Genomic DNA, 22597 nt, shown 5'->3' with positions numbered 1-22597 from the left:
GGTCAAGCAGATGGATCGCGGTGGGACTGCTTCGGGCGATGTGATGTCAGGCGTCCTCGAAGACCAGGTCCTCGGGCTGGTGCGTCATCCGCACCGTGTGGCCGTTCGTCACCTCGACGATGTGGTGCAGGCCGGCGCGGCGCTCACCGGTGGACAGGACGGAGTACCGGTCCTGGACACCGGCCAGGAAGGCGGGATAGCACGACAGGGGCATGGCCAGGCGCAGGTAATCCACGGTACGGCGGAACAGCTTGGGGAGGATCACCACGTCGTCGGTCAGCGAGGCCAGCCCTGTGATCTTCGCTCCGGCGGTGGTCACATCGCTTGCCCACAGGCCTCGGCGGGCCTCGCGTGCCTGCACGGCCACGGCGGCCATCTCCGCACGGAGGCTGGTGAACAGGCTCCGGTAGAACGTCGGGTAGGCCAGCCCCTCGACGAGCAGATGGTGATTGACCGTCGTCCGCAGCACAGCGACGTCCACGTCGATCTCCAGACCGCTGGTGCCGGGCGGAGTGCCGGCACCGGCCAGGGCGACGCAACGGCCGTGGACATCGGTACCGCGCGTGAGGACGAAGCCGGGAACCGTTTCCGGGGTGGTGGCGGTCACGGTCTCGTCCGGTTGCCGCTGGACGTCGGTGAAGCCGAGCGACTTCAGCAGTTCGTCGCGTGCGGCGTGGGCGAACTGGAGCGGCTGGTGGTCACGGGACGGGCCGTAATGGGTCTCGAGCGCGTCGACCGCGTCCAGGCGCAGCTTCGCGCGCCCCACCGCGCTGTGCTCGACGGCACGGCCGCCGCCTCCACCGACGAGGCTCCACTCGGCCGGGTCGGCGGCCGTGAAATGGACCGTGTCCCCGTCCGGCTGCGACCCCCTGATGTCGTAGAAGCCCTTGATGAGCAACATGGGCATGGTGACTCCTCAGCAGTGCGTACGTTTCCCTCCCGGGGGCACCCTCGACAAGGGCGCGGCGACCCGCGCTACACGACGTTGCGAAGATCTACCAGGTACTGCTGAACAAAAGCGTTGAACGCCGTCTGCAGGTCCTGTTCCTCCTCCAGATCGGTATCGATGCCGTCGGGATCCGGACCGAAGACGACGTCGCCGAGGCCCTCGGGCTGGAACTCGCTCAGGTCCGCGGCGGCCATGAGGTTGTTGAGGTGGGTGGACTCCAGCTCGGTCTCGGTCGCGTCGCCCGGCGTCAGGCTGCCCGCGGTGTCCTCCAGCCCGGCGGCGGTCTGGAAGTCCGAGAGCGCGCCGGCCGTCTCCTCGCCGAACGAACCGTCGATGGCGATGAGCGATCCCCCTGTGCCGGCCCGCCAGTCGTCGACGAGCGCCTGGACGTACCGGACGTCCTGGGGGTCGTTGTCCCCGTCCGGCCCGACCGAGCCGCCCATGGGGGATTCGAAGGCGAGTACCGCCGGGCCGAGTACTCCGCCGCCGAAGATGACGGCGATGGCCGCTGCGGCCAGCGCGGCGAGCGCGGCGATGACCGCTGAGACGATGATCGCCTTGGCGAACGCCTCCAGCAGTTCCCCGTCCACCTCCACGCAGATCTCGTAGACGATGACGCCCTCGGCGATCTCCGGCTCCGTCGCACGCCTGTAATGCAGGGAGGCTTTGCAGGGGACGATGCCGAGATAGTCACGCTGATAGAACGTGATGGTTCGATCGGGATTGAACTGCGTGCCCTTTCCGTACTTCTTGAAGTCCGGCCTGTCTACGGCGAGGAAGTCCACCAACGACAAGAACGTCTCGACCTTGGCTCTCGCGGCCTCCCGGCCGTCTTCGGAGTTGGGTTTGATTTCGTAGAACTCCATGCGGACGCCCGGCTCGTGGGTGATGATGTCCGGCACCGCGAACCGTTCGTTCTCGTCGTCGCCCGGGTCGACGGGCTTCTTGCGCTGCTCGCACGCGCCTGAGATGAATCCCTCGTCCGCCGGATCCAGCTGCTGGCGGGTGGCAAGAAAACTCGCGAGGAATCGGCATCGCGTCGTATCGGACCTCTCGTCGAAGAAGTCCGTCCCGGTGCCGCCCCGTTGGTACGGGTTGCATCCACCCTTGCTGACGCAGTATTCCTGCCTGACGACCCACTCGACGATCGTGCCGACCTTGGCCGCCGCCCAACGCGGCGCACCGGCGGCACGAGGTGTTGTGCAGAACTTCGCCACGGGAGTCACCCCTCCGTGTGCGTTTCGTGATTTCAGGCCGCTTGATTTAACGCTGTGTGACGAGCGCTACGGGCTAGCACAATTTCCCAGTACCAGCATATCCGGGCTGCGCTGGACTGCAGCTCGGAGTCAGTGGTACGGCGAATGAGAAGTTGGCGCGTCAATCAAAGAGCGGAACACTCCCCGAACTTGTCGGCGCGGGCGCGGCCCGGTCGGTCAGAGCTGGTCCACGCACTCGGTGAACGAGCGGATCAGCAGCGCCCACGACGCGCCGCCGAGCAACCCCACGAAGCAGACGGCGGCCGTGGGGCCGAGCAGCTTCTCCAGGATCTTGATGATCACCCCGGCCGCGATTCCCGCCAGGGCCAGCACGAGGGACCTGTCGGAATCACGCAGGTTGCGATTCCAGTCCACGACCTTGCGGATCGCGTCGGCTCCCAGGTTGCGAAGGTCGTCGATGATCGAGTCCACGGTGGTCTCGACCCGCGCTCCGTAACAGTTGGCGAACTCCTCGATAGCCATGTCTCTCCTCCTGTCTCTTCCGTTGCCGACCAGCCGCGGAGCAGTGCCTAGACCACACCGCCCTGCACCTGGTCGAGGGTTTCGCGTGTCGCGGCGAGAAGCTCCGTGAGCCGCATGCCGGGGGTGCGGTCGTACGCGGCGAGAATCGTCGAGATCTCAGGTGCGATGTTGACCGACGGATCGGCCAGGACCGAGCACACGGCGAACTCGAGAGAGCCCTCGTCGAACCCTTCGCGCACAGCGTCGTCCATGCCGCTCATGAACCCGTTGATGTTGTCGAGCGCACCACCGATCACGTCCGGCGCGGGCACGTCGACGGCGTCCATCTGGATGCCACGCTGCGCGAGCGCCGCCGCGAAGTCCTCGTCGAAGGCCATACGTGTTCTCCTTGATCTTCAAACCTGTGACGGAGCACCGAGCGGCCCCGGCCAGGACCCATCCTGAGCGAGTGCGGATGTCCCGGCGCGCTCCTTGGGCCGTGCGGAGCACCAGGAGAGGGCGACCGGAACGGCACGGGCCCCGACCCGCGGCCCGGCGTTCTCCGGCTGCCGGGGTTCCGCTGCGCCCGTCCGGGCGACAGTCTCCGCGGGGGTGATCCCTCACCGCCATCGCGGTGAGGGATCGGTAGTCGGCGCCTGGTGGGAAGTCGGCCGGCGACCCGGCGGGTCCTGTCACCGGGTGGCGGTTCCAGGGGAGTGGGAACTACTGTCGAAGTAACTTCACAACGCACCTGTCGACCGGCCTCCACGCCCACGAGGGAGCGGTGACAGGGAGCGGTGATGTTCTGACGCGCCATCGCCGTACGGGGACACTTGGCAGCGTTTGCGTGCGGTTCATGGTGTCGCCCCGTCCGGCTCCCGTCCGACATCACCGTGACGATGGCGCCGATCACCGACGTCACCGCGTGACACCAGCAGACCGCGCGCCCCGACGGGGAGACACCATGGCCGAAATAGAGCAGGCATTCGACGAATTCCTCGCCGTGGAGCCGAAGTCCTGGCTGGCGGGACGGACCGGAGACCACATCGACTCGGTGGTCAACGAGAGCGGAACGGCCGAACTGCCCGCGGACGCGCCTCTGCTTCCGCGTCTGGAGAGCGGCCCGGCTCCCGATGTGCTCGCCTTCGGCCCCTTCCCCGACGCGACGTGGTTCCTCCCGACGTACATCCTGCCCGCCAAGGACCCGAAGTTCGCCTTCGACGTCGTTCAGAAACGCAGCGAAGTCGCCGACAACGGCGAACCGTTCAACCGTGCCAAGCTCACCCTGACCTTGAAGGAGGACTTGTCGCAGAACGTCCTCTCCTCCGTCGCGTCGGGTCAACTGCACCCGGTGCCGGACCTGAAGCCGATCGTGCGGCTGGCCGTGCCGATCACGGAGCCCGGGGGCCAGCCCGTCGACAACTGGGTGACGGGCACCACGGCCACGGTCAGCGGGACCAGTTTCACCGTCACCTTCGAGCTGAAGGGTTCGCTGGTCGAGGCGGCCTACGTGCACCTCACTCTGAGCGGCGAGCTGCGGCTGGAGTTCGAGCCCACCTACTCGGGCTACCAGACGGCCCTCGTGACGGTGCCCGACACCGGCTTCCCCATCCATGGGCCGACTTTCCAGGGATTCCAGTTCGAGATCTTCGGTGACGGTGGCGACACCGGGGGCACTCCCTTCGAGCCCTCCCTCGTCGACCGGATCGGCAGGTACGTCTTCTTCCCCTGCACCGCCCGCTTCCATCGCGGCCTGTCGCTCGGTCTCCACTTCAACACCGACGCCCACCGCAGCCGGTTCACCATCACGGCCGACGACATGACCCGGCCCATCATCGACGGCAACGACCTCAACGAATTCGCCCGACCGCGTTCGGAGTTCCGCGAACTGACGACGCTCGGCGACATCTCGTCCAAGTACCCCTCGCTCCAGCGCGTCTTCTTCGGACAGGTCAGCGGCACGGTGATCGCGGTTCCGGAAGCGTACGGGATCCTCGTGACCGCGCAGGGTGCCCTCGCGGCCTGTGACTCCATCGTCGACGAGTCGCCCACCACCCTGAGCGGCTGCCGGTTCCACTTCACCTTCACGGTCGGTCCGATGGCCGACCCGATCGACCTCGCCCGCCTGCGAGCGGACGTCACCGGGATCCCGGAGGCCGTCGGGCGCACCCTGCGGGTCACCCTGCCGAGCGGGCTGGACTCCCGCACTCCGTCCTCTCTCCAAGGGTTTCCGCAGGGACGGGTCGCCTTCGCCGATGGCGACGGCAACGCCATCCAAGTGGCCGTCGACATCTCCGACGACCGGCCCACGCCGGCCGCGACCCTCGTCAACCAGTTCCTGCACCAGCTCGCGTCGCCGGGGACGGAGCCCTTGTTCGGCACCGTCGCGGTCCGGCTCGACGACCTCCTTGAGCCCGTACGCACCCGACTGCTGCTGAACCTGCACCGTACCGCCCACAGCGGTGACCTGGTGGCCACGCGGCAGCCCGGAGCGCCGCCCAGCGCCCGGGCGGCGAACCTGGGACCACTCGACCTCAAGCTCCTCGAGTGCGCGGATGTCAGGGACGGCCAGGGCCCGGCGCCGGTCGTGCCCCTCGGAGGCATGGTGCTCGGAGCCGGGCAGACGACCACCCTCCAGGGCGTCGGTGCCGGCACGGCGGTGGAGGTGTCGCGCGCCCTGGAGGTGGCCTTTCCGCTGCCGAAGGCCACGATGCTGAAGTTCCTGGCATTCCGCACCCAGACCGTGCAGGAGGTGCAGCACCCGCTCACGGTGAACGCGGCCGGGCTGAACTTCGCGGCGGAGGGCGTCAGCACCATCAAGGCGGAGATCACGCTCATCGCCAACCCGGGGGACCCGGTGCCCGAGTTGACACTGAGTCCGTCCCACACCATCGACTTCGTGCACGTCTCGCTGCCGGTGGATTCCGCCGTCACCGGTCTGGACAGCACGGTCGTACTGACGGTGAACACGACGTCCGGCGTGCGGACCGTCTCCGTCGCACACGACTTCGTCGACAAGCCCATCCTCGTCGTCACGTCGTCGACGATCCACTGAAGGTCGCCCGCCACGGTCACGGCGATCGACTCCACACAGACCGGCCAGCCGCTGTCGTACCGGCTGTACACGGCCCGCCGCCCGGAGCGGGTGCCGAGCCGCCTGCGGTCGCACGCTCCTCCCCCGCCGAACTCCGCCGTCGGGGTGGGCGTGATCCTTCACGGCCCGGACGGCCTCCTGCTGGGGAAGCACCGACGGGGCACGTGGGAGCTCCCGGGTGGTGTCGCGGCGCCGGGCGAGACGTTCGCGGAGGCCGCGGTACGCGAACTCGCCGAGAAGCCGACCTCGTCGCCGATCCCGTCGACGTGCGGGTGTTGGGCACGCTCCTCGACCGTGTCGGTGACATCGTCCGTGTGGCGGTGCCCGTCCTCGTCACCCGGTGGTCCGACGTCCCTCAGCAGCGCGAAGATGCCATCGGCAATTGGCGCTGCTGGCCGCAAGATTCCCTGCCGCAAAAGTTGTTCGTCCTATTCGGCCAGTGTCTGACGGCCTGACACCCGGACCTCCCCCCTCGACCAGCCGCCCGCCCACTTCCAGTCCTTCGCCGCCCCTGACCGCGACAAGTACTCCAGAGCGTTTCGCTATCTGGCCTGGTCCCGGGAGCCCGGCCACGGCGCCGACGCGGTATCGCGAGACCGGGGTGCGTGCATCCCGCGAGGTCCAGACACGCCGCGGGCTTCGACTCCCTCGCGGGTTGGGGCCCCTCTCCTTGGCGCTCGGCCTCTCCGCCGCCCTCGGCTCCCCGAGGCCCTCGACTCCCCGTCCCGTTCGACCTCCCGGTGCCGGTCGGCTTCCCCGTGCCATGGGACTTCGCCGTGCCGCTCGGCCTCGCCATGCCGTTCGGGCTCAGCGGGCGCGTGGCCTCGGGCAGTCACCTCCTCAGGTCCGCCTACCGGCGCCGATCCGCCCACACGCGCTGGTCCGCCCGAGCGTCGGCTCTTGCGTGCCAGCTCCTCGACGCGCTGCCGCTGCCCGATCAGCTCATCGGGATCCTGGCCCACGACATCCGCGAGCTGCTGGATCGCGGCGCGGCTCGGCCACTGCTTCCCGTTGAGGAAGCTTTCCCATGACGAGCGGCTGTAGTGCGTCTTTTCAGCTAGCCGGCCGTAGCTGAGACCGCACTACTCCTTGATGCGACGCATCCCGGCCAGGACCCGCTCACGGACGAACCTGAGCTCGGTGTCCCGCCCTGTCCGTCCCGGGCCTGCTGCACGGCAGCAGCTGTTCGAAACGCCTCCTCGTCATGAACCCTCGTCTGCCGTAGGGGACTTCACCAACAACTCCCGCTACCTGCCGGGCAGGGCTTCGTCTCACCCGCACCCCGGCGACACGGAAGGCTCTCGATGTGCGCGAGCGCGACGGCAGGATCTGCGTCACCGTGGAGAGACGCATGCGGTGCGGGCCATGACGAAGGTCGGCGCACGTGATCGGGCGCAACTCGTCTCGTTCACCTGCCGGGCCGGCCTCTACCCCCACGTGGCCCACGAGATGGGCATCTCCCGCACCACCGCCCACAAGTGGGTCCGTCGTCGGCAAGCCGAGGGCGACGCGGGACTGTACGACCGCCTGAGCCGACCACGGACCGCCCCGCACCGTACCCCCGCCGACGTCGAGGAACAGGTCTGTGCGCTTCGGCGACAGCGAAAACTCGGCCCCGCCCGGATCGGTCCGATCCTGTGGGAGTACCCGCTTCGGGGTCCACCGCGTGCTGACCCGCCACGGTCTGAACCGGCTGCGTCCCGTCCCGCAGGAACGGCTTACCCCCCGGCCGTGTCCGCCGCGGCTTCCGGCGCATCCGCCCGAAGACCACCTGCCCGGCCAGAGCACCGAAACCCTCCCGACCAGGCCCCGGACGGCCACCGGGCCGCAAGAACACCCGACCCGCCCAACACCACGACGTGTGCACCTCGCAAAACCCAGCCAGCGAGACGAAGGAGAAGTCAACCGCTCCGAAGCCCCGCCGCAGGGATCAAAGATCGAGTCAGTACGCTCGCATTTCCAGCAGTGATCCGACCAGCTGGGACACACGCGCGCCTCATGAGGTCACACGAGCCTGACCGGCGCCTCCAGACCCTTAGCGGATTCTGTCCGAACGGGTATGGCTTGAGTGTTGATGAGGTCGCCCGATTCGAGCGTTCCGCTCCCTGAGCGGTCGACGTGCACGCGGAGTCCGTAGGTGGCCGAGGAGTCGAGTTGGGGCACGTTCACACGGAAGGGAACCCGGCCTCCCGGAGACAGCCGCACGTCCGTCTGAACCTGCGCACCGACGACGGTGGAAGGCGCGTCGGCCAGGGAGACGTCACGGACCTCCACCAGGAGAGAGGCGGCCGTTCCGGCGGGCGTGTCGGACGGCAGCGACACGAAACCCGTGATGGTGTCCGTCATCGCGCCTCTCCCACGAGTGAGCCTGCTGCCACGTCCGGTTCCGGCTCACGTTCGTCGAGACGCGACAGGAGCGCGGCCACCTCCGCCGTGATCGGCAATCCGGTCCGTTCCTCCACGAACAACCACTGACCCGCCGGGTTCACCTCCAGGAACACATACTCCCCGTCGGCCCGCCGACGCAGATCGATGGCACCGAACACCAGGCCGAGAGCCCGCATGACACGGAGGAGGCGGTCGGTGACGGCCGTGGGGAGACCGACCGGCCGTACCCGCGCCTCGCCGACGACCATGCGCATGTCCACGGGATATCCCGTCTGCGTGGCGTCGATCTCCGCCGCGAAGACACGGTCGCCCACTACGGTCACGCGCAGATCTTTGCCCGGCACGTACTCCTGGAAGATGACAGGTGCGTAGCGTACGGTCTCCAGGACCGTCAGGTCCTCGGCCCGTACGAGCCGGGTCTCCCGCCACGCGTCGGCCGAGGCGACGAAGGCCTTGAAGACGGTTCGGCCGACGCCGATCTCGCGGATGAAACGGCGGGCCTTCTCTGCCTGGTTGGTGACCAGGGTCCGGGGCAGGGAAAGCCCCATGCGGCGTGCCACTTGCCACTGGTAGGGCTTGTGGTGGGCGACCGCGTCCAGTGCGGGCGGATTGACCCAGGTGCAGTCGAGTGAGTGGAACAGGCCGTGCAGTGCCTCGCCGGTCTCGCTGATCGCGAAGTTCTGATCGCGGAGAGAGCCCAGCCGGCGGTCGGCTGTGAAGGGGCGCACGCGCCGCCACCAAGCGGCTCGGCAGCGCTCCAGGTGGGCGTGGGCCGTCGGCGTGCGGATCGTGTAGACCGGTTCCCCGGCCGTGGCGTAGTCGAGCGTGATGTCGCCGCGGGCGGGGAAGTCGGCCAGGTCGAGACGGACCACCTCACGTCCGGCCGCCTCCAGCGTGCGTCGAACCGCGCGGCTGTGGTCCTCGTCGTGGGCCACGATGAGGATCACAGGGGCCGTCCGGCGACACCGGGCTGGGTGCCGACCTGGGCCAGCAGGAGGTTGTAGCCGCCCTGCACCGCTGCCAGCCCCTGCTGCAGTGAGAAGACCATCTCCCCCAACTGGCGCAGCTGCTCGCCCACTCCGTTCAGCTGACCGGTCATCACCGGCGACTGATGGGGCGTGGCCAGCACGAACGGACTGCTCAGTGCAGGCGGGCTCATGAGGTCCTGCCCAGGAATCTTGTGGGGGTCGGAGGCCCCGTCCTTGGTCACTTCCTTGATGGTCGGCGCGTCGAAGACGGGATCCTTGGAGACCTCCTTGATCGTGGGCGCCGCGGGGGCCGGATACATCATGTGGACTCCGTCGACGTCGCCTTGGGAGAGTCCCGAGCGCTGTCCCATCGTCGTGCCAGGAGGCAACGGCTCCCGGGGCACGATGGTCGGCTGATTCGGGTCGATCGCGAAGGCCGTAGCCGGGTAGTGCATGATCGAGGCGAAGTCGTACGGCCCCAGGTCGTCGCCGTCCGCGATGTGCTGCAGGAAGTTGTGCTGCTTGTCCGGCTGGATGTTCGCGAAGACGATCGTGACGTGCTGGTCTCGGTCCTCGCGGCTCTGCTCGTGCCACAGACCCACCGTGTGACCGATCTCGTGAATGGCGTTTCCGGTGGAGCAGTTGGGGCCCAGCGTCACCTGCTGCATGCCGCCGCGTCGGCCGATGTTGGACGAGCATCCGTCGCCCGGAACGAAGCGCACGAAGTCCGGAAACTGAGCCGCATTGGCAGGGGTGCGTTCGACGAACCGGATGCGGGTGTGGGACTGCCAGTGGGCGATGGCGTCCGTGACGCGCTGTGGGTCGGGCAGGCCGGGGTCGATTTCGAACGGCACCGTCGCGTCGGGCCAGCGTCGCTGTTGCCCCTGCTCGATCGCCGGAATCCCGACAGACATGAGCACCGGCCCCGCGTCGGACTCTCGTGTCAGCTCCTCGACAGTACCGAGCACGATGTCCCCTTCGAACATCGCGAGCCCGTCTACCTCGGCGTAGTGGAGGGCCTTGGCGCGGAAGGTCGCACCGTCCACCAGGGTGGTTCCGACGGCAGGACCTGACCGGAACTCGCCGCTGCCCTTTCCGTTACTGGAGACGCTGGTCTTGCGAGCCGGCTGCCGTTTGGCGGGGGTGGCCTTCTTGGCCGTCTTCTTGGCCGTAGCACCGCTGGCAGCGGTCTTCCGGGTTCGCCGGGGGGACTCCGATGGGTTGGCGTTCATACGTCACCTTCAATGCGGCGGGGGACAGGCGCCTCGGAACGAGGACTTCCTCACCAGCGTCCACGTGCCGCACGACATGCCGCTCATCCAGCGCGCCCATCCGGGTGAAGGCCGGGCAGCTACCGTCCGGGCGCTGCGAGGGTCTGCCTCCGCACACCCCGGCACAGGGCCGGGACCTCCTTCCGGCGCCCTGGAACAGCCGGGGTAACGCAGCCGATCAGCCGATAACCGGTGGATTCATCCCCGTTCCCAAACCCGGCCATGGTTGTCATGGCGCCTATGCCCCGAAGGGGCGAGGAGGCTCGATGGAGCCGACAGAAGCACCACGAGACCGGGCGCCTGACGAAGGGGATCGCCGGACGGCCACACCACCCTCTGTCGCTGCCCAAGGGCGGCGGCGCACTGCGAGGCGTTGGGGAGACATTCGGGAATCGTCGGTGAAGACGGCCTCGGTCTCAGACTTCAAGGTCATCGTGCCGCGCTGGGTCGGGTTGTCCCACCCTTCGGGGGGTTGCCGGAGCCATCGGAGAGCGGGAGGCCGCTTCGAAGTACGTCGAGCGGACACGGGCCTCGTCGATTCCGCCGTGCGTATAGAGGTCGAAGGGAATCGTCCGGGCGGAGGGTGTCGTTCGGGCGGACGTTGTCGCCCGGGTGGCCTCTGCTCCCTCGTCGGCCCCGGCGCAGCCCGCGAGCACGCCGGCAAGCAGCGTGACGGGGAAGGCGATTCGCCCGGCTCTCTCAGTCCATGGCCTTTCGACGTTCGGGCCGAGTCGACGGTTTCGCACCTCACGGCTGCGGGGCACGCGGAGGGCGTCGTGCAGCGACGCTCATCGGCTCGGCCGGCCCGAGGGGCGATGCCGCCGGCGAGCCCGGACCAGGGATGCCGTCCACGGTGGGGACGAGGGGCGTGCCCTGCGGCAGGGCGAAGGCGATCCGGCTCGGCCCGGACAACATGCCGTTCCAGACCGGTACGAGGGTGCCCGAGGCCGTCGTCTTCGTCGGGGGGCAGCTGCCCGGTCGGCGAGGACTCCTCGGCCGCGTGCTGGGGCGGGAAGGAGACCACGAGCCGGGCGTCGTCGTCGGTGCTTTTGAGGACGGGCATCCCGTCGGGCCGGATCTCGGCCGCGGTCAGACCCGACCAGGAGACCCCGAGGAGGAGAGGTCCAAGGATCGGACGAGGGGGAAGTTCGGCACGATGACCACCGGCCGGGTCGGGTGCGGCGCGTCAGGCGTCGCCCTGCTCCGTGAAGTGCTGGAGGAGGGCTGTCTGGATGTGATTGAGGAACAGGTTGTTCTGCTTGAGCTGGGTCAGCCGGGTCGTGGCGTGGGCGGCGTACTCGGGTTCTTCCACGGCCGAAGCCGCGAGGAAGGCGGCGAGGATGTCGATGCCGCGCGCCGTGTCCGCGAAGTGGCCCACCGGGACCAGGCGACGGTCGAGCGGGGCGGTGTCGTCGGCGACCGCATTCGTGACCAGCGAGGGCTGCCATTCGTCCGCGTTGGTGAGCGAGTAGTGGGTGTCGAAGCGTACGGTGACCGTCTCACCGGCGGGTACGTCGACGCTGTACGCGCCGTCGTCGTCGGTGTAGACGTGGTCGATGAGGGTGAGGTCGGGGCGGTAGACGCTGACCTTGATCATGAAGATCGGCTCGTCCCCGCTGACGGTGCGCACATGCCCGTGCATGTCAGCCTCCTCTCGGGCGGGGCCGGGATTCTCGTCGACGATGTGCGGGCGCGGCCGGACGCGACGAACGCGAGTCTGATGAAAATGAACGCAAATCTGATTGAAGTGCAAACTTCTGAGGGTCATTCGGACGCACCTGATTCCAGGTTCGTCCCGTGCGCGGACCATGTCAATTTCGGCCGTGGACGGCTTGGCATGAAACGGCTCCAGGAGCAGCATGGAAGCAAGGGGTATGCCGCACAGGAGGTGACCCCCATGTCCGTCGAGGCAATCCGCTTCCGCATCACCTACGAGGGACAGGACGTCTGGCTGGTCTCGGAACAGCGCGTCGAAATGACGCTCCCGCCCTCCGACGAACTCGGCGAGGGCGAGTACTCGGGGTTCTGGTACGAGACTCGCGACACCGACGATCAGGTCCTGTACCGGCGGGTGATCGGCACGCCGATTCGATACGACTACGAGGTGGCCGATCCCGACACAGGCGGGTTCGCGCGGGTTCCGGCAGAGTCGGTCGCCGGCGATTTCGCCGTGCTCGCGCCCGCCGACCTGAACGCGCGCTTCCTGGTGCTCCACAGCAGCCCGCTCGCCACGGAGTCCGAAGCGGAAGCCGCGACCGAACTCGCCCGATTCGACCTCTGGAGCGAATGACCATGGGCGTGAACGACGGCACGGTCATCGGTTCCGAACTCCTGCTGGACCACGGATCCCCGATCAACCGCTGGAACCTGACCCTCGTGTCCGAGGGGTACACGGAAGAAGAACTGCCCAACTTCCGTCTGCACGCCCTGGAGTTCGTCACACTCCTCCTCGCGACAGCCCCCTTCGCGGGCCCGTCCGCCGCAATCAACGTCTACCGCCTCGACGTCGCTTCCACCCAGTCAGGCGCGGACGATCCCGCCCCGTGCGGCACCGGCGCCACCGCCGACACGTTCTTCGACGCCAGATTCTGCGCCAACGGCCTCGACCGTCGAGTACTGGTCGTGGACACCACGCTGGCGCAGAACACGGTGTATGCCGAACTCCCGTGGTCCCACGCCATCCTCGTCATCGTCAACAGCCCCGTCTTCGGCGGCACGGGAGGCGGTGTGGTCACCACGTCCATTCACCCCAAGGGCCTGGCCACCGGTCTCCACGAACTCGGCCACGCCTTCGGTCTGGCGGACGAGTACGACTACGCCAACACCTGCGCGGAGTCCGGGCGGGACTTCCATCCCGTGGTGGAGCCCGCTGCCGCCAACGTCACCATCAACACCCAGTTCTCCACGCTCAAATGGGGCCACCTCGTCGACCCCTCGACGCCCATGCCCACGTCGACGAGGGACGACTGCAGCGTGTGCGAGGGACCAGGGCTCTCGCCGACGCCCCCGGGTACCGTCGGCGCGTACACCGGGGGCGACCACTACCACTGCGGTGTCTTCCGCGGCGAGTACGACTGCAAGATGCGCGCGCACGGCGAGCCATTCTGCGCGGTGTGCCAGGAGCGGATCAACGCCGTCCTCTTCCCGTTCTTCCCCTGAGAGGCGATCTCATCCGGTGGAGTCGGTAGGTGCGCTGGCCGTCCAGGCCTTGCGTACGACGCGGTGGCGCAGGAGGACGGAGCGGCCGTCGAACGTGCGGGCCTCCACCGCATCCAGCTCCGCAGGGCGCTTGTCGGGGCGGAAGGCCCGGGCGCCGCCGCCGAGGAGCACGGGACGGCAGAACCCTCCTGTGGGTCGGCGCGAAGACGCTCTACGCCCTGCGTGAGCCGGGGGCCGACCCCGTCGCCGTCGCCGTGGGCGGCTGGTTCCAGGAGCGGCCACGTGCACCCGGCGCCCACTCATCTGAACGTCCTGCCGGGCGGCGGCCACGCCGCGCACGCCCCGCGCCAGGCCGAGCCCATCGTCGCGTGGCTCTCCGCCCTGAGCCTGTCAGCGAGCGTCTTCCGCTACCCGCTCCGCGTACGGCATCCCGAACCCCTCCTGGCGCCGCGGGCCGAGATCCGCCACAGGCGCGAACAGGGAGCGGACCGCATCGGCGTGATCGGCTTCTCGGTCGGCGGGCGTCTCGCGGGCCGGAGAACGACTTCACCCACCGGAACACGACCTTCACGGCCTGGAACCTGATGCACGTGGCGGGGCTCCTGAAGCGGTCCGGCGGCGTCCCTGCGCACGGGAACCAGCGTTCGGCCCGGGACGCCGGGGGCAGGCCCGAGTTCCCCAACCCGGAGCACCGCTGAGCAGCCCTTCCGAGGGCTGGGACGTGCGCCACACCGGCTTGACGTGCACACGAGTGGCACTTAGCTTCGCCTTACCTTAGTTATGCCGTCCTTACGTCCGGAAGATCAACGCATGTCCAGAACCGCGCAGGAGCTCACCCCTTCCTGGCTCCTCACCGCCCTCGGGCTCGTCGCCACCGCCGGCATCGCGGCAGCCTGCTGGACCGCCGGACACGTCCACGCGGACGCCTCCCTGCTGACGGTGGCCCGCTTCTTCCACGTCGCCTTCCTCGTCGTCGGGCTCGGTTCGGTGCTCGCCGTCGACTGGCTCGCCGTGCTCTGGCTGACCGGGAAGCGGCCGCTGGCCGCCGTCCTCGACACCGCCGTCGCCCTCCAGACGCCGATCTGGGCCGGGCTCGGCGGGCTCGTCGTCTCCGGCCTCTTCCTCCACCCCGACCTCCACTCCCCGCTGACCCTGGTCAAGCTGGGCCTCGTCGTCGCCGTCACCCTCAACGGCCTGTGGGCCCACCGGCTCGGCCAGCTCCTCGACGCACACCGCGCCGGAACCACCCCTCGCGGGCTGCTCGTCCGCTCGGGTCTGGCGGCGGCCGTCAGCCAGACCGGCTGGTGGGGCGCCTGTCTCATCGGCTTCCTCAACAGCCAGGGGTCGTGAGCCGGGGTCACGAGTCCCACCCCGGTTTTGGTTTGTCGGACGATCATCAATACGATCCGGCGATGATCACGAGAAAACGGCTGGCGACCGGGGCCTGCGCACTGCTCGCCGCCCTGAGCGCCGCGCTCCTGCCGACGAGCGCGGCCGCCGACGAGCCGGTGGCGAAGGAATCCCCCAAGGTCGAGCTGGTCCTCGACGTCAGCGGCTCCATGCGGGCCAAGGACATCGACGGCAAGTCCCGCATGGCCGCCGCGAAGCAGGCCTTCAACGAGGTCCTCGACGCGGTGCCCGAGGAGGTGCGGCTCGGCATCCGCACGCTCGGCGCCGACTATCCGGGGCAGGACCGCAAGCGGGGCTGCAAGGACACCCGGCAGCTCTACCCGGTGGGCCCGCTCGACCGCACCGAGGCCAAGACCGCGGTGGCCACCCTGGCCCCGACCGGCTGGACCCCGATCGGTCCGGCGCTGCTCGGCGCGGCCGACGACCTCGGCGAGGACGGGGCGACCAAGCGGATCGTGCTCATCACGGACGGCGAGGACACCTGCGCCCCGCTCGACCCGTGCCAGGTGGCGCGCGAGATCGCGGCGAAGGGCATCCACCTCGTCATCGACACCCTGGGCCTGGTGCCGGACGCCAAGACCCGGCAGCAGCTCACCTGCATCGCGGAGGCGACCGGAGGCACGTACACCTCGGTCCACCGCACCGAGGAACTCTCCCGCCGCGTCCGACAGCTGGTCGACCGCGCGGCCGACCCGGTGGTCCCCCCCGTGGCCACCCGGGGCGCCGTGCGGTGCGACAAGGCACCGCAGCTGAAGCCCGGTCTCTACACGGACCGCGAGGCCTTCGGCGAGCACCGCTGGTACCGGGTGGACCTGCTGCCCGGCCAGGAACTGCGCGCCTCCGTCAGCGTGTCGGCCGACCGGGCCGTCAACAACGACTACGGGGTGCTGCTGCGCGCCGTCACGCTCCACGGCCGGGAGATCGTCCGCGGCTCCGAGGCGGGCGACGGGCGCACGGACGTGATCTCGACCGGATTGCGCTACCCGAAGCCGGAGGCCGACGACGGCCCCGGCGACGCCAAGCCGGCGGCCGAGACGGTCTGCCTCCAGGTCAGCAACTCCTTCTCCGCTCCCCCGTCGGTCAAGACGACGCCGGGCATGCCGGTCGAGCTGACGGTGGACGTCGTCGACGGCCCGTCGACCGCGTCGGACGTCGCCTCGTTCGGTCTCGGCCGCGGCTGGTGGCTGCTCGGCGTGCTGGTGCTCGCCGGCTTCCTGGCCGGTCTGCTCTGGGGCTGGCTGTCCCGCTGGCGCGTCGCTGTCTGGAGGACCAACTGATGCGTACCGTACGCATGCTCGCCACGGCCGCGCTCGCGGGCGCCGCCCTGCTCGGCCTCGCGGCCCCGGTCGCCCTGGCCGACTCGCCCAGCCCCTCGGCTTCCTCCTCCGAGGAGGCCGGCCCCACGGAGGCCGGCACCACCTTCCGTACCGCCGCCCGGTTCCTCCCGGGGCAGCAGGCCACGGCGCAGGCCGCCACGGGTGACTACCTGTACTGGGTGTTCCCGGCGGACACCGGGGAGCGGCCGACCGTGAAGGCCACGGTCACGCTGCCCGACGCGGCCCTGCGGCACGGCCCCGCCACCTGGCGGGTCGACGTGTACGACGGGCTGCGGCGGCGTCAGCCGTGCATGTACGGGATGCAGTCCCGTACGGCGGCGAAGGAGGCCTCGACCGTGGAGCTGGCCTGTGTGCTGCGCCCGGTCCGGGGCTCGGCCGACGCCTGGGCGAACGACCCGCTGCCCGGCAGCTACTACGTCCGGCTGACCGTCACCGGCGGCCCGGACGAGGACCTCGGCCAGCCGTTCACCGCGCGGATCGGGGCCGACGTCCTCGACAAGGGCGGCGCCTACGCCACGGACGGCGCGCTCGCCGCGCCGCTCGTCCCGGGGGCGACCACCGCCGACCAGGCGAAGGCGGACGAGGACGCCGGCCGGACCACCGCCGTCGAGGCGGCGGCCCCGGAGGACGGCTGGTCCTCCGGCTGGTGGTCCGACCGCTGGATCTGGACCCTTGCGGGCGGCGTCCTGGCCGCGCTCGCGGGCATCGGCGGCTACGTCCTGACGCGCGGCACGGGCCGCCCGTCCCGGGTGCCGCCGGCCGTCTGACCCGGCCCGGAACGTACGGAGGCCCCCACCGCGTGCGGTGGGGGCCTCGGTGCGTCCGGTGGGACAGGCCGGGTTCACCCGCGGGCCGGGAAACCGTGGGCGCGGGCACCGGCCACCACGGCGACCACCGGGACGAGCAGCACGAGGACGCTCCACGGCAGGGCGCCGGCGCCGAGCCCGTCGAGGAGGAGGCCGCCCGCGACGCCGCCCGCCGCCATGGCCGCGTTCCAGAGGCTGACCAGCATCGTCTGAGCGGTGTCGGCGTCGTCGCCGCCCGCCTCCGCGACGGCCGTCTGCAGGAGGGTGGGCGCGCCGCCCCAGCCGAAGCCCCAGAGCGCGGCGGCCACCAGGACCAGGGCGGTGCTCGCCGCGGGGACGGCGAACGCGGCCGCGGCGACGGCGAAGAGGATCGTTCCGGCGAGGGTCAGGGCCCGGAGCCTGCGGTCGATGTGACGGCCCGTGAACCAGATGCCGGCGAGCGAGGCGGCGCCGAAGACCAGCAGGACGAGGCCGGTGGAGCCGGCGAGGCCGAGGTGGTCGAGATAGGCCGCGACGTAGGTGTAGAGGACGGTGTGGGCCAGGACGAGGGTGAAGGTGACGGTGAGGACGGGGAGGACGCCGGGGGCCCTCAGGGTGCGGGCGACCGGGGCGCGCCCGCCGCGCGGTTCGCCGGGCAGGTCGGGGACGGCGAGGGCGATCCAGCCGAGGAGCACGACGGCGATCACGGTCATGGCGGTGAAGGCGGCCCGCCAGCCGACGGCCTCGCCGAGGAAGGTGCCGGCCGGGACGCCGAGGGAGAGCGCGAGCGGGATGCCGGTCATCGCGACGGCGACCGCGCGGCCCTGGAGGTGCGCCGGGGCGAGGCGACGGGCATAGCCGGCGAGCAGGGCCCAGGCGACGCCCGCGGCGACCCCGGCGAGGAACCGGGCGCCCATGGTGAGGGCGTACGAGGAGGAGACCGCCGTGACCGTGTTGGCGGCGGCGAAGCCGGCCATCGAGGTGATCAGCAGGCGCTTGCGGCGCCAGCCGGCGGTGCGGGCGGCGAGGGGGACGGCGGTGAGGGCCGTGCCGAGGGCGTAGCCGGTGACCGACTGGCCCATGGCGGCCTCGCCGACGCCGAGGTCGGCGCTCATGCCGGGCAGGACCCCGGCCGGGAGGGTCTCGGTGAGGCTGGTGACGAAGACGGCTGTGGCGAGGGCGAGCAGCGCCGGGAGGGGCAACCGGCCGGAGGCGGGGCGGGGTTCGGGGTGTGCGGGGGTGGCGGGACCGGCCGCCACTGTCGTGTCGTGGGTCATGTCCGTATGCTCGAACCCTCACATTGATGTGAAGGTCAAGCGATTCCCTGGAGGGGGCTTCCCATGCGGATCGGTGAGCTGTCCGAGCGCACCGGAACACCGCGCAGACTGCTGCGGTACTACGAGGAGCAGGGTCTCATCGTCGCGGACCGGCTGCCGAACGGCTACCGGGTCTACGCCGAGTCGGACGTGGACCGGGTGATGCAGATCCGGGGCCTGCTCGACGCCGGCCTGCCGACCCGGATCATCAAGCAGATCCTCCCGTGCCTGAACGAGCCGAGGGTCATCCACTTCCCCGACGCGACGCCGGAGATGCTGGAGACCCTGGAGAACGAACGGGACCGGATGGACGACCGGATCCGCTGTCTGACCCGGAACCGGGACGCGGTGGCGAAGTACCTCTCCGTGGTACGGGAGAAGCTGACGGCGGACTCGTCGGCGTAGCCCGTCCCCTCCCGCCCCGGCCCGGCCCGGCCCCGGCTCCCGGCCCGTACCCGCCTCGCCCTACGGCGGGGCCGGCACCCTCCCCGCGCTCCGTACGGCGTACCGCTCCACGGCGAGCGGCAGGCCGAAGCGGGCGCCCAGGAGTTCCCCGGCGAGCACCTCGTCCACGGGGCCCCGGGCGGGGGCCTTCCCCTCGCGGACGGGCCTCGGTACTGCCGGGTGCGGGGGTCGCCTCACGTCGCGTGCGCCCGGTTCACGGCGGAGAGGACGGCCTGCACGGAGGCGGAGAGGACGGAGGTGTCCAGGCCCGCGCCCCAGGCGGTGCGGTCCCCCACCCGGCACTCGGCATAGGCGGCGGCCTCGCCCGCGCTGCCGGTGGTGACGGAGTGCTCGGCGAAGTCGAGTACGTCGACGGGGACGCCGGCCCGCGCGAGGGCGTCGGTCAGGGCGGAGAGCGGTCCGTTGCCCCTGCCCTCCGCCGGTGCGGTGCGGTCGCCGACGCGCAGGACGCAGCTGAAGCGGTGTTCGCCCGACGGATCGCGGTCGGTGCTCCAGGATTCCAGGGCGACGGGACCGGCGCTCCGGCCGGGCTCCAGGTAGGCCGTCCGGAAGATCGCGCGCAGGTCGTCGGGGGTGGCTTCGCGGCCCGTGTCGTCGGTCACCGCCTGGACGGCGCGGGAGACGTCCGGGCGCATCCGCTCCGGCAGATCGAGGCCGTGGTGGACGCGGAGCAGATGGGCGACTCCGCCCTTGCCGGACTGGGAGTTGACGCGGATGACGGCCTCGTAGCCGCGGCCGAGGTCGGCGGGGTCGACGGGCAGGTAGGGCACGTTCCAGGGGGCGAGTTCCGGCGGGATCCCGGCCTCGGCGGCGTCCTTGGCGTGCCGGGCGAGGCCCTTGCTGATGGCGTCCTGGTGGGTGCCGGAGAAGGCGGTGTGGACGAGCTCGCCGGCGTAGGGGTGACGGGGGTGGACGGGGAGCCGGTTGCAGTGCTCGACGACGTCCCGGACGGCGTCGATGTCGGAGAGGTCGAGCATGGGGTCGACGCCCTGGGCGTAGAGGTTGAGGGCGAGGGTCACCAGGTCGACGTTGCCGGTGCGTTCGCCGTTGCCGAAGAGGCAGCCCTCGACGCGCTGGGCGCCGGCGAGGACGGCGAGTTCGGCACAGGCGACTCCGGTGCCGCGGTCGTTGTGGGGGTGGACGGAGAGGATCACGGAGTCGCGGCGGGCGAGGTGGCGGTGCACGTACTCGACCTGGTCGGCGTACACGTTGGGGGTGGAGATCTCGACGGTGGCGGGCAGGTTGTGGGTGACCGGCCGGTCGGGGCTCGCGTCCCACAGGGCGGTGAGGCCGTCGCAGAGCTCCAGGACGTAGTCCGGTTCGGTGAGGTTGAAGGTCTCCGGGGAGAACTGGAAGCGGATGTCGGCGCCGGGGCGGGCCTCGGCGAGCCGCGCCATGAGCGTGGCGGCCTCGTGGACGGTGCGCCGGACCTCGGCGCGGTCTCGGCCGAGGACGGTGTCGCGCCAGACGGGCGAGGTCGCGATGTAGAGGTGGACGACGGCCCGGGGAAGGCCGTCGAGGGCGGCGAAGGTGCGCTCGATGAGCTCGGGGCGGGCCGGGGTGAAGACGACGGGGGTGACGTCGTCGGGGACGACCCCGGAGGCCACGAGTCCGGCGAGGTGGCGGACGAAGTCGAAGTCGGCGCGGCTGGCGGAGGGGTAGCCGACCTCGATCTCCTTGAAGCCGGTGCGGACGAGCAGGTCGAAGAAGCGGTGCTTGCGGTCGGTGTCCATGGGCTCGGCGAGCGCCTGGTTGCCGTCGCGGAGGTCGACGGGGACCCAGAGCGGGGCGCGCTCCAGTCGGGCGGCGGGCCAGCGGCGGTCGAACTCGGGGACGTGGACGCGGTCCTGGAACGGGCGGTAACGGTGGTACGGCATGGGGCCGGGGCGCTGGGGGTTGTGGATCATGGCGGGTACCGTATCCACTCCTCAGCTCCTCAGACAAGTACTCCTCAGACAAGTTCCGCGACTTCGGGTACATTCCTCGACAGCGTTCCCGTGATCCGGCGGACGCGCCCGCGATCAGGACCGTCAGAGATTCAGGTGACCCCATGCCGCTCGGTGCCCTTCGTCCCAGCCCCCTGGTCGAGCAGGCGGCCGAGCGGCTGCGCGAGCAGATCGTCCGGGGTCACTGGCCGGTCGGCACGAAACTCCCCGGGGAGACGACGCTCGCCAAGGAGCTGGGCGTGGGGCGCTCCACGGTCCGCGAGGCGCTGCGGGCCCTGGCGGGCGCGGGGCTCGTGCAGCCCCGGCAGGGCGCGGGCGTCTTCGTGACCGCGACCCGGCCGACGGAGGACTGGCCGGCCCGCCTGCGCAGGGCGGCGGTGACGGACGTGTACGAGGTGCGAATGCTGGTCGAGGTGGAGGCGGCGCGCCTCGCGGCGCTGCGCCGGACCGAGGAGGACGTGACGGCGATGCGGGAGGCGCTGGACGGGCGGCGGGTGGCCGCCGAGGGCGACGACGCGGCCTTCGTGGACGCCGACATCGCCCTGCACGCGACGATCGTGGCCTCGGCCCGCAACCCGGTCCTGACCGATCTGTTCGGGGAGTTCGCACCGGTGCTCCGCGAGGGCCTGATCGAGCTCCTGGACCTGCTCGGGCTGCGGGGCGCGGACCTGCGGCACGGCGAGGACGCCCACGCCGACGTGGTCCGGGCGGTGGAGACGGGCGACCCGGAGGAGGCCGCGCGCCTGACGCGGAAGGAGCTGGAGTCCACGCTCGCCCTGCTCCAGTCGACGCCCTGAGCGGGGCCGTCCGTACGGCTCAGGCCGGGTCGACGAAGACGACCGGGACCTCGTTGTCCTGGACGACCCGGCCGAGCAGTTCGGCCAGCCGCTCGCGCTCGGGGGCTTCGAGCCCGGCGGGCAACTCCTCGATGCGCCGGCAGGTCTCCGTGTAGAAGTCCTCGGCGACGCGCGCGCCGTCCTCGGTGAGCGTCACCCGCACGGCCCGCCGGTCCTCCGGGTGGGGTTCGCGGCGGACGAAGCCGAGGCGGGAGGTCCGGTCGACGAGCCCGGTCAGGCTGGACTTGGCGAGCCCCAGCTTGGTGCCGAGCTCGCCCATCCCGGACGGGCCCGGCATCAGGACGCAGAGCAGCTGGCCCTGTTGCGGCGTCAGCCCGTACTCCCTGCCCGCCTCCGCGTAGACCGCGTTCACGAGGAACGCGCCGCGCACCAGCGCGGTGACCACGCTCATCTTCCCGCCGTCGTCTCTCGCCATGCGGCAAGAATACCTTCGTGGTGCGAACCATTCTCATTCCATCCGGCGGGCGCCCTCCAGGACGGCCTGCCGGATGCGGTGGTAGGTGCCGCACCGGCAGATGTTGCGGATGGTGTCGAGGTCGGCCTCGGTGACCTCGCGTCCCGCCTCGCGCGCCCGGCGGACGGTGGCCACCGCGGCCATGATCTGGCCCGGCTGGCAGAAGCCGCACTGGGCGACGTCGAGGTCGAGCCAGGCCTCCTGCATGGGGTGGAGTTCGGCGCCGACGGTGTCCGGGAGGCCCTCGATGGTGGTGATCTCGTCGGTGGGGGCCACGTCGTCGACGCGCACGGCGCAGGGGGTGAACGCCTTGCCGTTGAGGTGGCTCGTGCAGGCCCGGCAGACGCCGACCCCGCAGCCGTACTTGGGGCCGGTGACGCCGAGGACGTCCCGGAGGACCCAGAGGAGCCGGACGTCGCCCTCGACGTCGGCGGTGACGGCCTTGCCGTTCAGGATGAAGGTGTGCTGCGGCACGGGGGC

The 22597-nt window shown here is 70.5% G+C and carries 23 protein-coding genes and 4 pseudogenes; 12 read left to right on the top strand and 15 right to left on the bottom strand.

Annotated elements, in window-relative coordinates; genetic code table 11:
* Positions 1 to 46: 46 nt before the first annotated feature.
* From BLW86_RS34495 to BLW86_RS34480, 4 genes are all read right to left on the bottom strand, one after another.
* Entirely contained in the window at positions 47 to 907 is an 861-nt protein-coding gene (locus BLW86_RS34495; RefSeq protein WP_093877651.1) for a thermonuclease family protein, read from the bottom strand.
* Positions 908 to 975: 68 nt separating this feature from the next.
* Entirely contained in the window at positions 976 to 2166 is a 1191-nt protein-coding gene (locus tag BLW86_RS34490) for a peptidoglycan-binding domain-containing protein (RefSeq protein WP_093877650.1), read from the bottom strand.
* Between the two features lie 216 nt (positions 2167 to 2382).
* Positions 2383 to 2688: a hypothetical protein gene (locus BLW86_RS34485; RefSeq protein ID WP_093877649.1), complete on the bottom strand. Its 306-nt coding sequence runs from the start codon at positions 2686 to 2688 to the stop codon at positions 2383 to 2385.
* A gap of 47 nt (positions 2689 to 2735) precedes the next feature.
* The gene (locus BLW86_RS34480) at positions 2736 to 3065 is read right to left on the bottom strand and encodes a hypothetical protein (RefSeq protein ID WP_093877648.1); all 330 of its coding nucleotides are present in this window, start codon (positions 3063 to 3065) and stop codon (positions 2736 to 2738) included.
* Positions 3066 to 3631: 566 nt separating this feature from the next.
* Between BLW86_RS34480 and BLW86_RS34475 the strand changes: the two genes are divergently transcribed.
* Together BLW86_RS34475 and BLW86_RS34470 are read left to right on the top strand one after the other, a co-directional pair.
* On the top strand, positions 3632 to 5722 hold the full coding sequence (locus BLW86_RS34475) for a hypothetical protein (protein WP_093877647.1): 2091 nt from the start codon (positions 3632 to 3634) through the stop codon (positions 5720 to 5722).
* A gap of 90 nt (positions 5723 to 5812) precedes the next feature.
* Complete coding sequence (locus BLW86_RS34470) at positions 5813 to 6208, top strand: NUDIX domain-containing protein (protein WP_371129641.1); 396 nt, start codon at positions 5813 to 5815, stop codon at positions 6206 to 6208.
* Positions 6209 to 6303: 95 nt separating this feature from the next.
* Here BLW86_RS34470 and BLW86_RS44145 read toward each other — a convergent pair.
* Positions 6304 to 6828 (bottom strand): annotated as a pseudogene (locus tag BLW86_RS44145) (helix-turn-helix domain-containing protein); the annotation flags it as partial.
* Between the two features lie 367 nt (positions 6829 to 7195).
* Between BLW86_RS44145 and BLW86_RS34460 the strand changes: the two are divergent.
* A pseudogene (locus BLW86_RS34460) lies at positions 7196 to 7460 on the top strand (helix-turn-helix domain-containing protein); the annotation flags it as partial.
* Position 7461: 1 nt separating this feature from the next.
* Positions 7462 to 7656 (top strand): annotated as a pseudogene (locus tag BLW86_RS44140) (transposase); the annotation flags it as partial.
* A gap of 109 nt (positions 7657 to 7765) precedes the next feature.
* Here BLW86_RS44140 and BLW86_RS34455 read toward each other — a convergent pair.
* The 4 genes from BLW86_RS34455 to BLW86_RS34435 form a co-directional block, all read right to left on the bottom strand.
* Complete coding sequence (locus BLW86_RS34455) at positions 7766 to 8107, bottom strand: YbaY family lipoprotein (RefSeq protein ID WP_093877645.1); 342 nt, start codon at positions 8105 to 8107, stop codon at positions 7766 to 7768.
* Entirely contained in the window at positions 8104 to 9084 is a 981-nt protein-coding gene (locus tag BLW86_RS34450; RefSeq protein WP_143060305.1) for an MvdC/MvdD family ATP grasp protein, read from the bottom strand. The genes BLW86_RS34455 and BLW86_RS34450 overlap by 4 nt, the downstream gene beginning before the upstream one ends.
* Before the next feature lie 8 nt (positions 9085 to 9092).
* Positions 9093 to 10349, bottom strand: coding sequence for a Dot/Icm T4SS effector Zinc-dependent metalloprotease LegP (gene legP, locus BLW86_RS34445; RefSeq protein ID WP_093877643.1), 1257 nt, complete (start codon positions 10347 to 10349; stop codon positions 9093 to 9095).
* A gap of 1225 nt (positions 10350 to 11574) precedes the next feature.
* Positions 11575 to 12030, bottom strand: a complete 456-nt coding sequence (locus tag BLW86_RS34435) for a hypothetical protein (RefSeq protein WP_093877642.1) — start codon at positions 12028 to 12030, stop codon at positions 11575 to 11577.
* Between BLW86_RS34435 and BLW86_RS41635 the strand changes: the two genes are divergently transcribed.
* Positions 12019 to 12678, top strand: coding sequence for a hypothetical protein (locus tag BLW86_RS41635; protein ID WP_143060304.1), 660 nt, complete (start codon positions 12019 to 12021; stop codon positions 12676 to 12678). The two genes, BLW86_RS34435 and BLW86_RS41635, sit on opposite strands and share 12 nt — an antisense overlap.
* Positions 12679 to 12680: 2 nt before the next feature.
* Positions 12681 to 13547, top strand: a complete 867-nt coding sequence (locus BLW86_RS34425; protein ID WP_177181836.1) for a M64 family metallopeptidase — start codon at positions 12681 to 12683, stop codon at positions 13545 to 13547.
* Positions 13548 to 13556: 9 nt separating this feature from the next.
* Here the strand turns inward: BLW86_RS34425 and BLW86_RS42255 are convergent, their stop codons facing one another.
* Entirely contained in the window at positions 13557 to 13718 is a 162-nt protein-coding gene (locus tag BLW86_RS42255; protein ID WP_177181835.1) for a hypothetical protein, read from the bottom strand.
* A 290-nt stretch (positions 13719 to 14008) separates the two neighbouring features.
* On the opposite strand from BLW86_RS42255, the pseudogene BLW86_RS43505 reads away from it, so the two are divergent.
* The 4 genes and pseudogenes from BLW86_RS43505 to BLW86_RS34405 all read left to right on the top strand — a co-directional run.
* A pseudogene (locus BLW86_RS43505) lies at positions 14009 to 14245 on the top strand (flavodoxin family protein); the annotation flags it as partial.
* 112 nt (positions 14246 to 14357) lie between these two features.
* Positions 14358 to 14897 carry a hypothetical protein gene (locus tag BLW86_RS34415; RefSeq protein WP_093877639.1) on the top strand — a complete coding sequence of 180 codons (540 nt, stop codon included), beginning with the start codon at positions 14358 to 14360 and terminating at the stop codon, positions 14895 to 14897.
* Positions 14898 to 14959: 62 nt separating this feature from the next.
* The gene (locus BLW86_RS34410; protein ID WP_093877638.1) at positions 14960 to 16234 is read left to right on the top strand and encodes a VWA domain-containing protein; all 1275 of its coding nucleotides are present in this window, start codon (positions 14960 to 14962) and stop codon (positions 16232 to 16234) included.
* Positions 16234 to 17061, top strand: coding sequence for a hypothetical protein (locus BLW86_RS34405; RefSeq protein ID WP_093877637.1), 828 nt, complete (start codon positions 16234 to 16236; stop codon positions 17059 to 17061). Before BLW86_RS34410 ends, BLW86_RS34405 begins: the two co-directional genes overlap by 1 nt.
* 74 nt (positions 17062 to 17135) lie before the next feature.
* Here BLW86_RS34405 and BLW86_RS34400 read toward each other — a convergent pair whose 3' ends face one another.
* A complete protein-coding gene (locus tag BLW86_RS34400) occupies positions 17136 to 18356 on the bottom strand; it encodes an MFS transporter (RefSeq protein ID WP_093877636.1) in 1221 nt (406 codons plus the stop codon).
* Between the two features lie 63 nt (positions 18357 to 18419).
* On the opposite strand from BLW86_RS34400, the gene BLW86_RS34395 reads away from it, so the two are divergent.
* Positions 18420 to 18800: a MerR family transcriptional regulator gene (locus BLW86_RS34395; RefSeq protein WP_093877635.1), complete on the top strand. Its 381-nt coding sequence runs from the start codon at positions 18420 to 18422 to the stop codon at positions 18798 to 18800.
* 60 nt (positions 18801 to 18860) lie between these two features.
* Here BLW86_RS34395 and BLW86_RS42250 read toward each other — a convergent pair whose 3' ends face one another.
* Positions 18861 to 19037, bottom strand: coding sequence for a hypothetical protein (locus BLW86_RS42250; RefSeq protein ID WP_177181834.1), 177 nt, complete (start codon positions 19035 to 19037; stop codon positions 18861 to 18863).
* The gene (leuA, locus tag BLW86_RS34390) at positions 19034 to 20767 is read right to left on the bottom strand and encodes a 2-isopropylmalate synthase (protein ID WP_093877634.1); all 1734 of its coding nucleotides are present in this window, start codon (positions 20765 to 20767) and stop codon (positions 19034 to 19036) included. Before leuA ends, BLW86_RS42250 begins: the two co-directional genes overlap by 4 nt.
* Positions 20768 to 20910: 143 nt before the next feature.
* Here leuA and BLW86_RS34385 point away from each other — a divergent pair, with 143 nt between their 5' ends.
* Entirely contained in the window at positions 20911 to 21603 is a 693-nt protein-coding gene (locus BLW86_RS34385) for a FadR/GntR family transcriptional regulator (RefSeq protein WP_093877633.1), read from the top strand.
* Between the two features lie 19 nt (positions 21604 to 21622).
* Here BLW86_RS34385 and BLW86_RS34380 read toward each other — a convergent pair whose 3' ends face one another.
* Complete coding sequence (locus tag BLW86_RS34380) at positions 21623 to 22054, bottom strand: MarR family winged helix-turn-helix transcriptional regulator (RefSeq protein ID WP_093879027.1); 432 nt, start codon at positions 22052 to 22054, stop codon at positions 21623 to 21625.
* Between the two features lie 57 nt (positions 22055 to 22111).
* Positions 22112 to 22591: a (2Fe-2S)-binding protein gene (locus BLW86_RS34375; RefSeq protein WP_093877632.1), complete on the bottom strand. Its 480-nt coding sequence runs from the start codon at positions 22589 to 22591 to the stop codon at positions 22112 to 22114.
* Positions 22592 to 22597 lie beyond the last annotated feature (6 nt).

This window comes from Streptomyces sp. TLI_105, assembly GCF_900105415.1.
Taxonomy (GTDB): Bacteria; Actinomycetota; Actinomycetes; order Streptomycetales; family Streptomycetaceae; genus Streptomyces.
The sequence above is the reverse complement of the archived record's forward strand: the minus strand, read 5'-3'. Positions and strand labels throughout refer to the sequence as shown.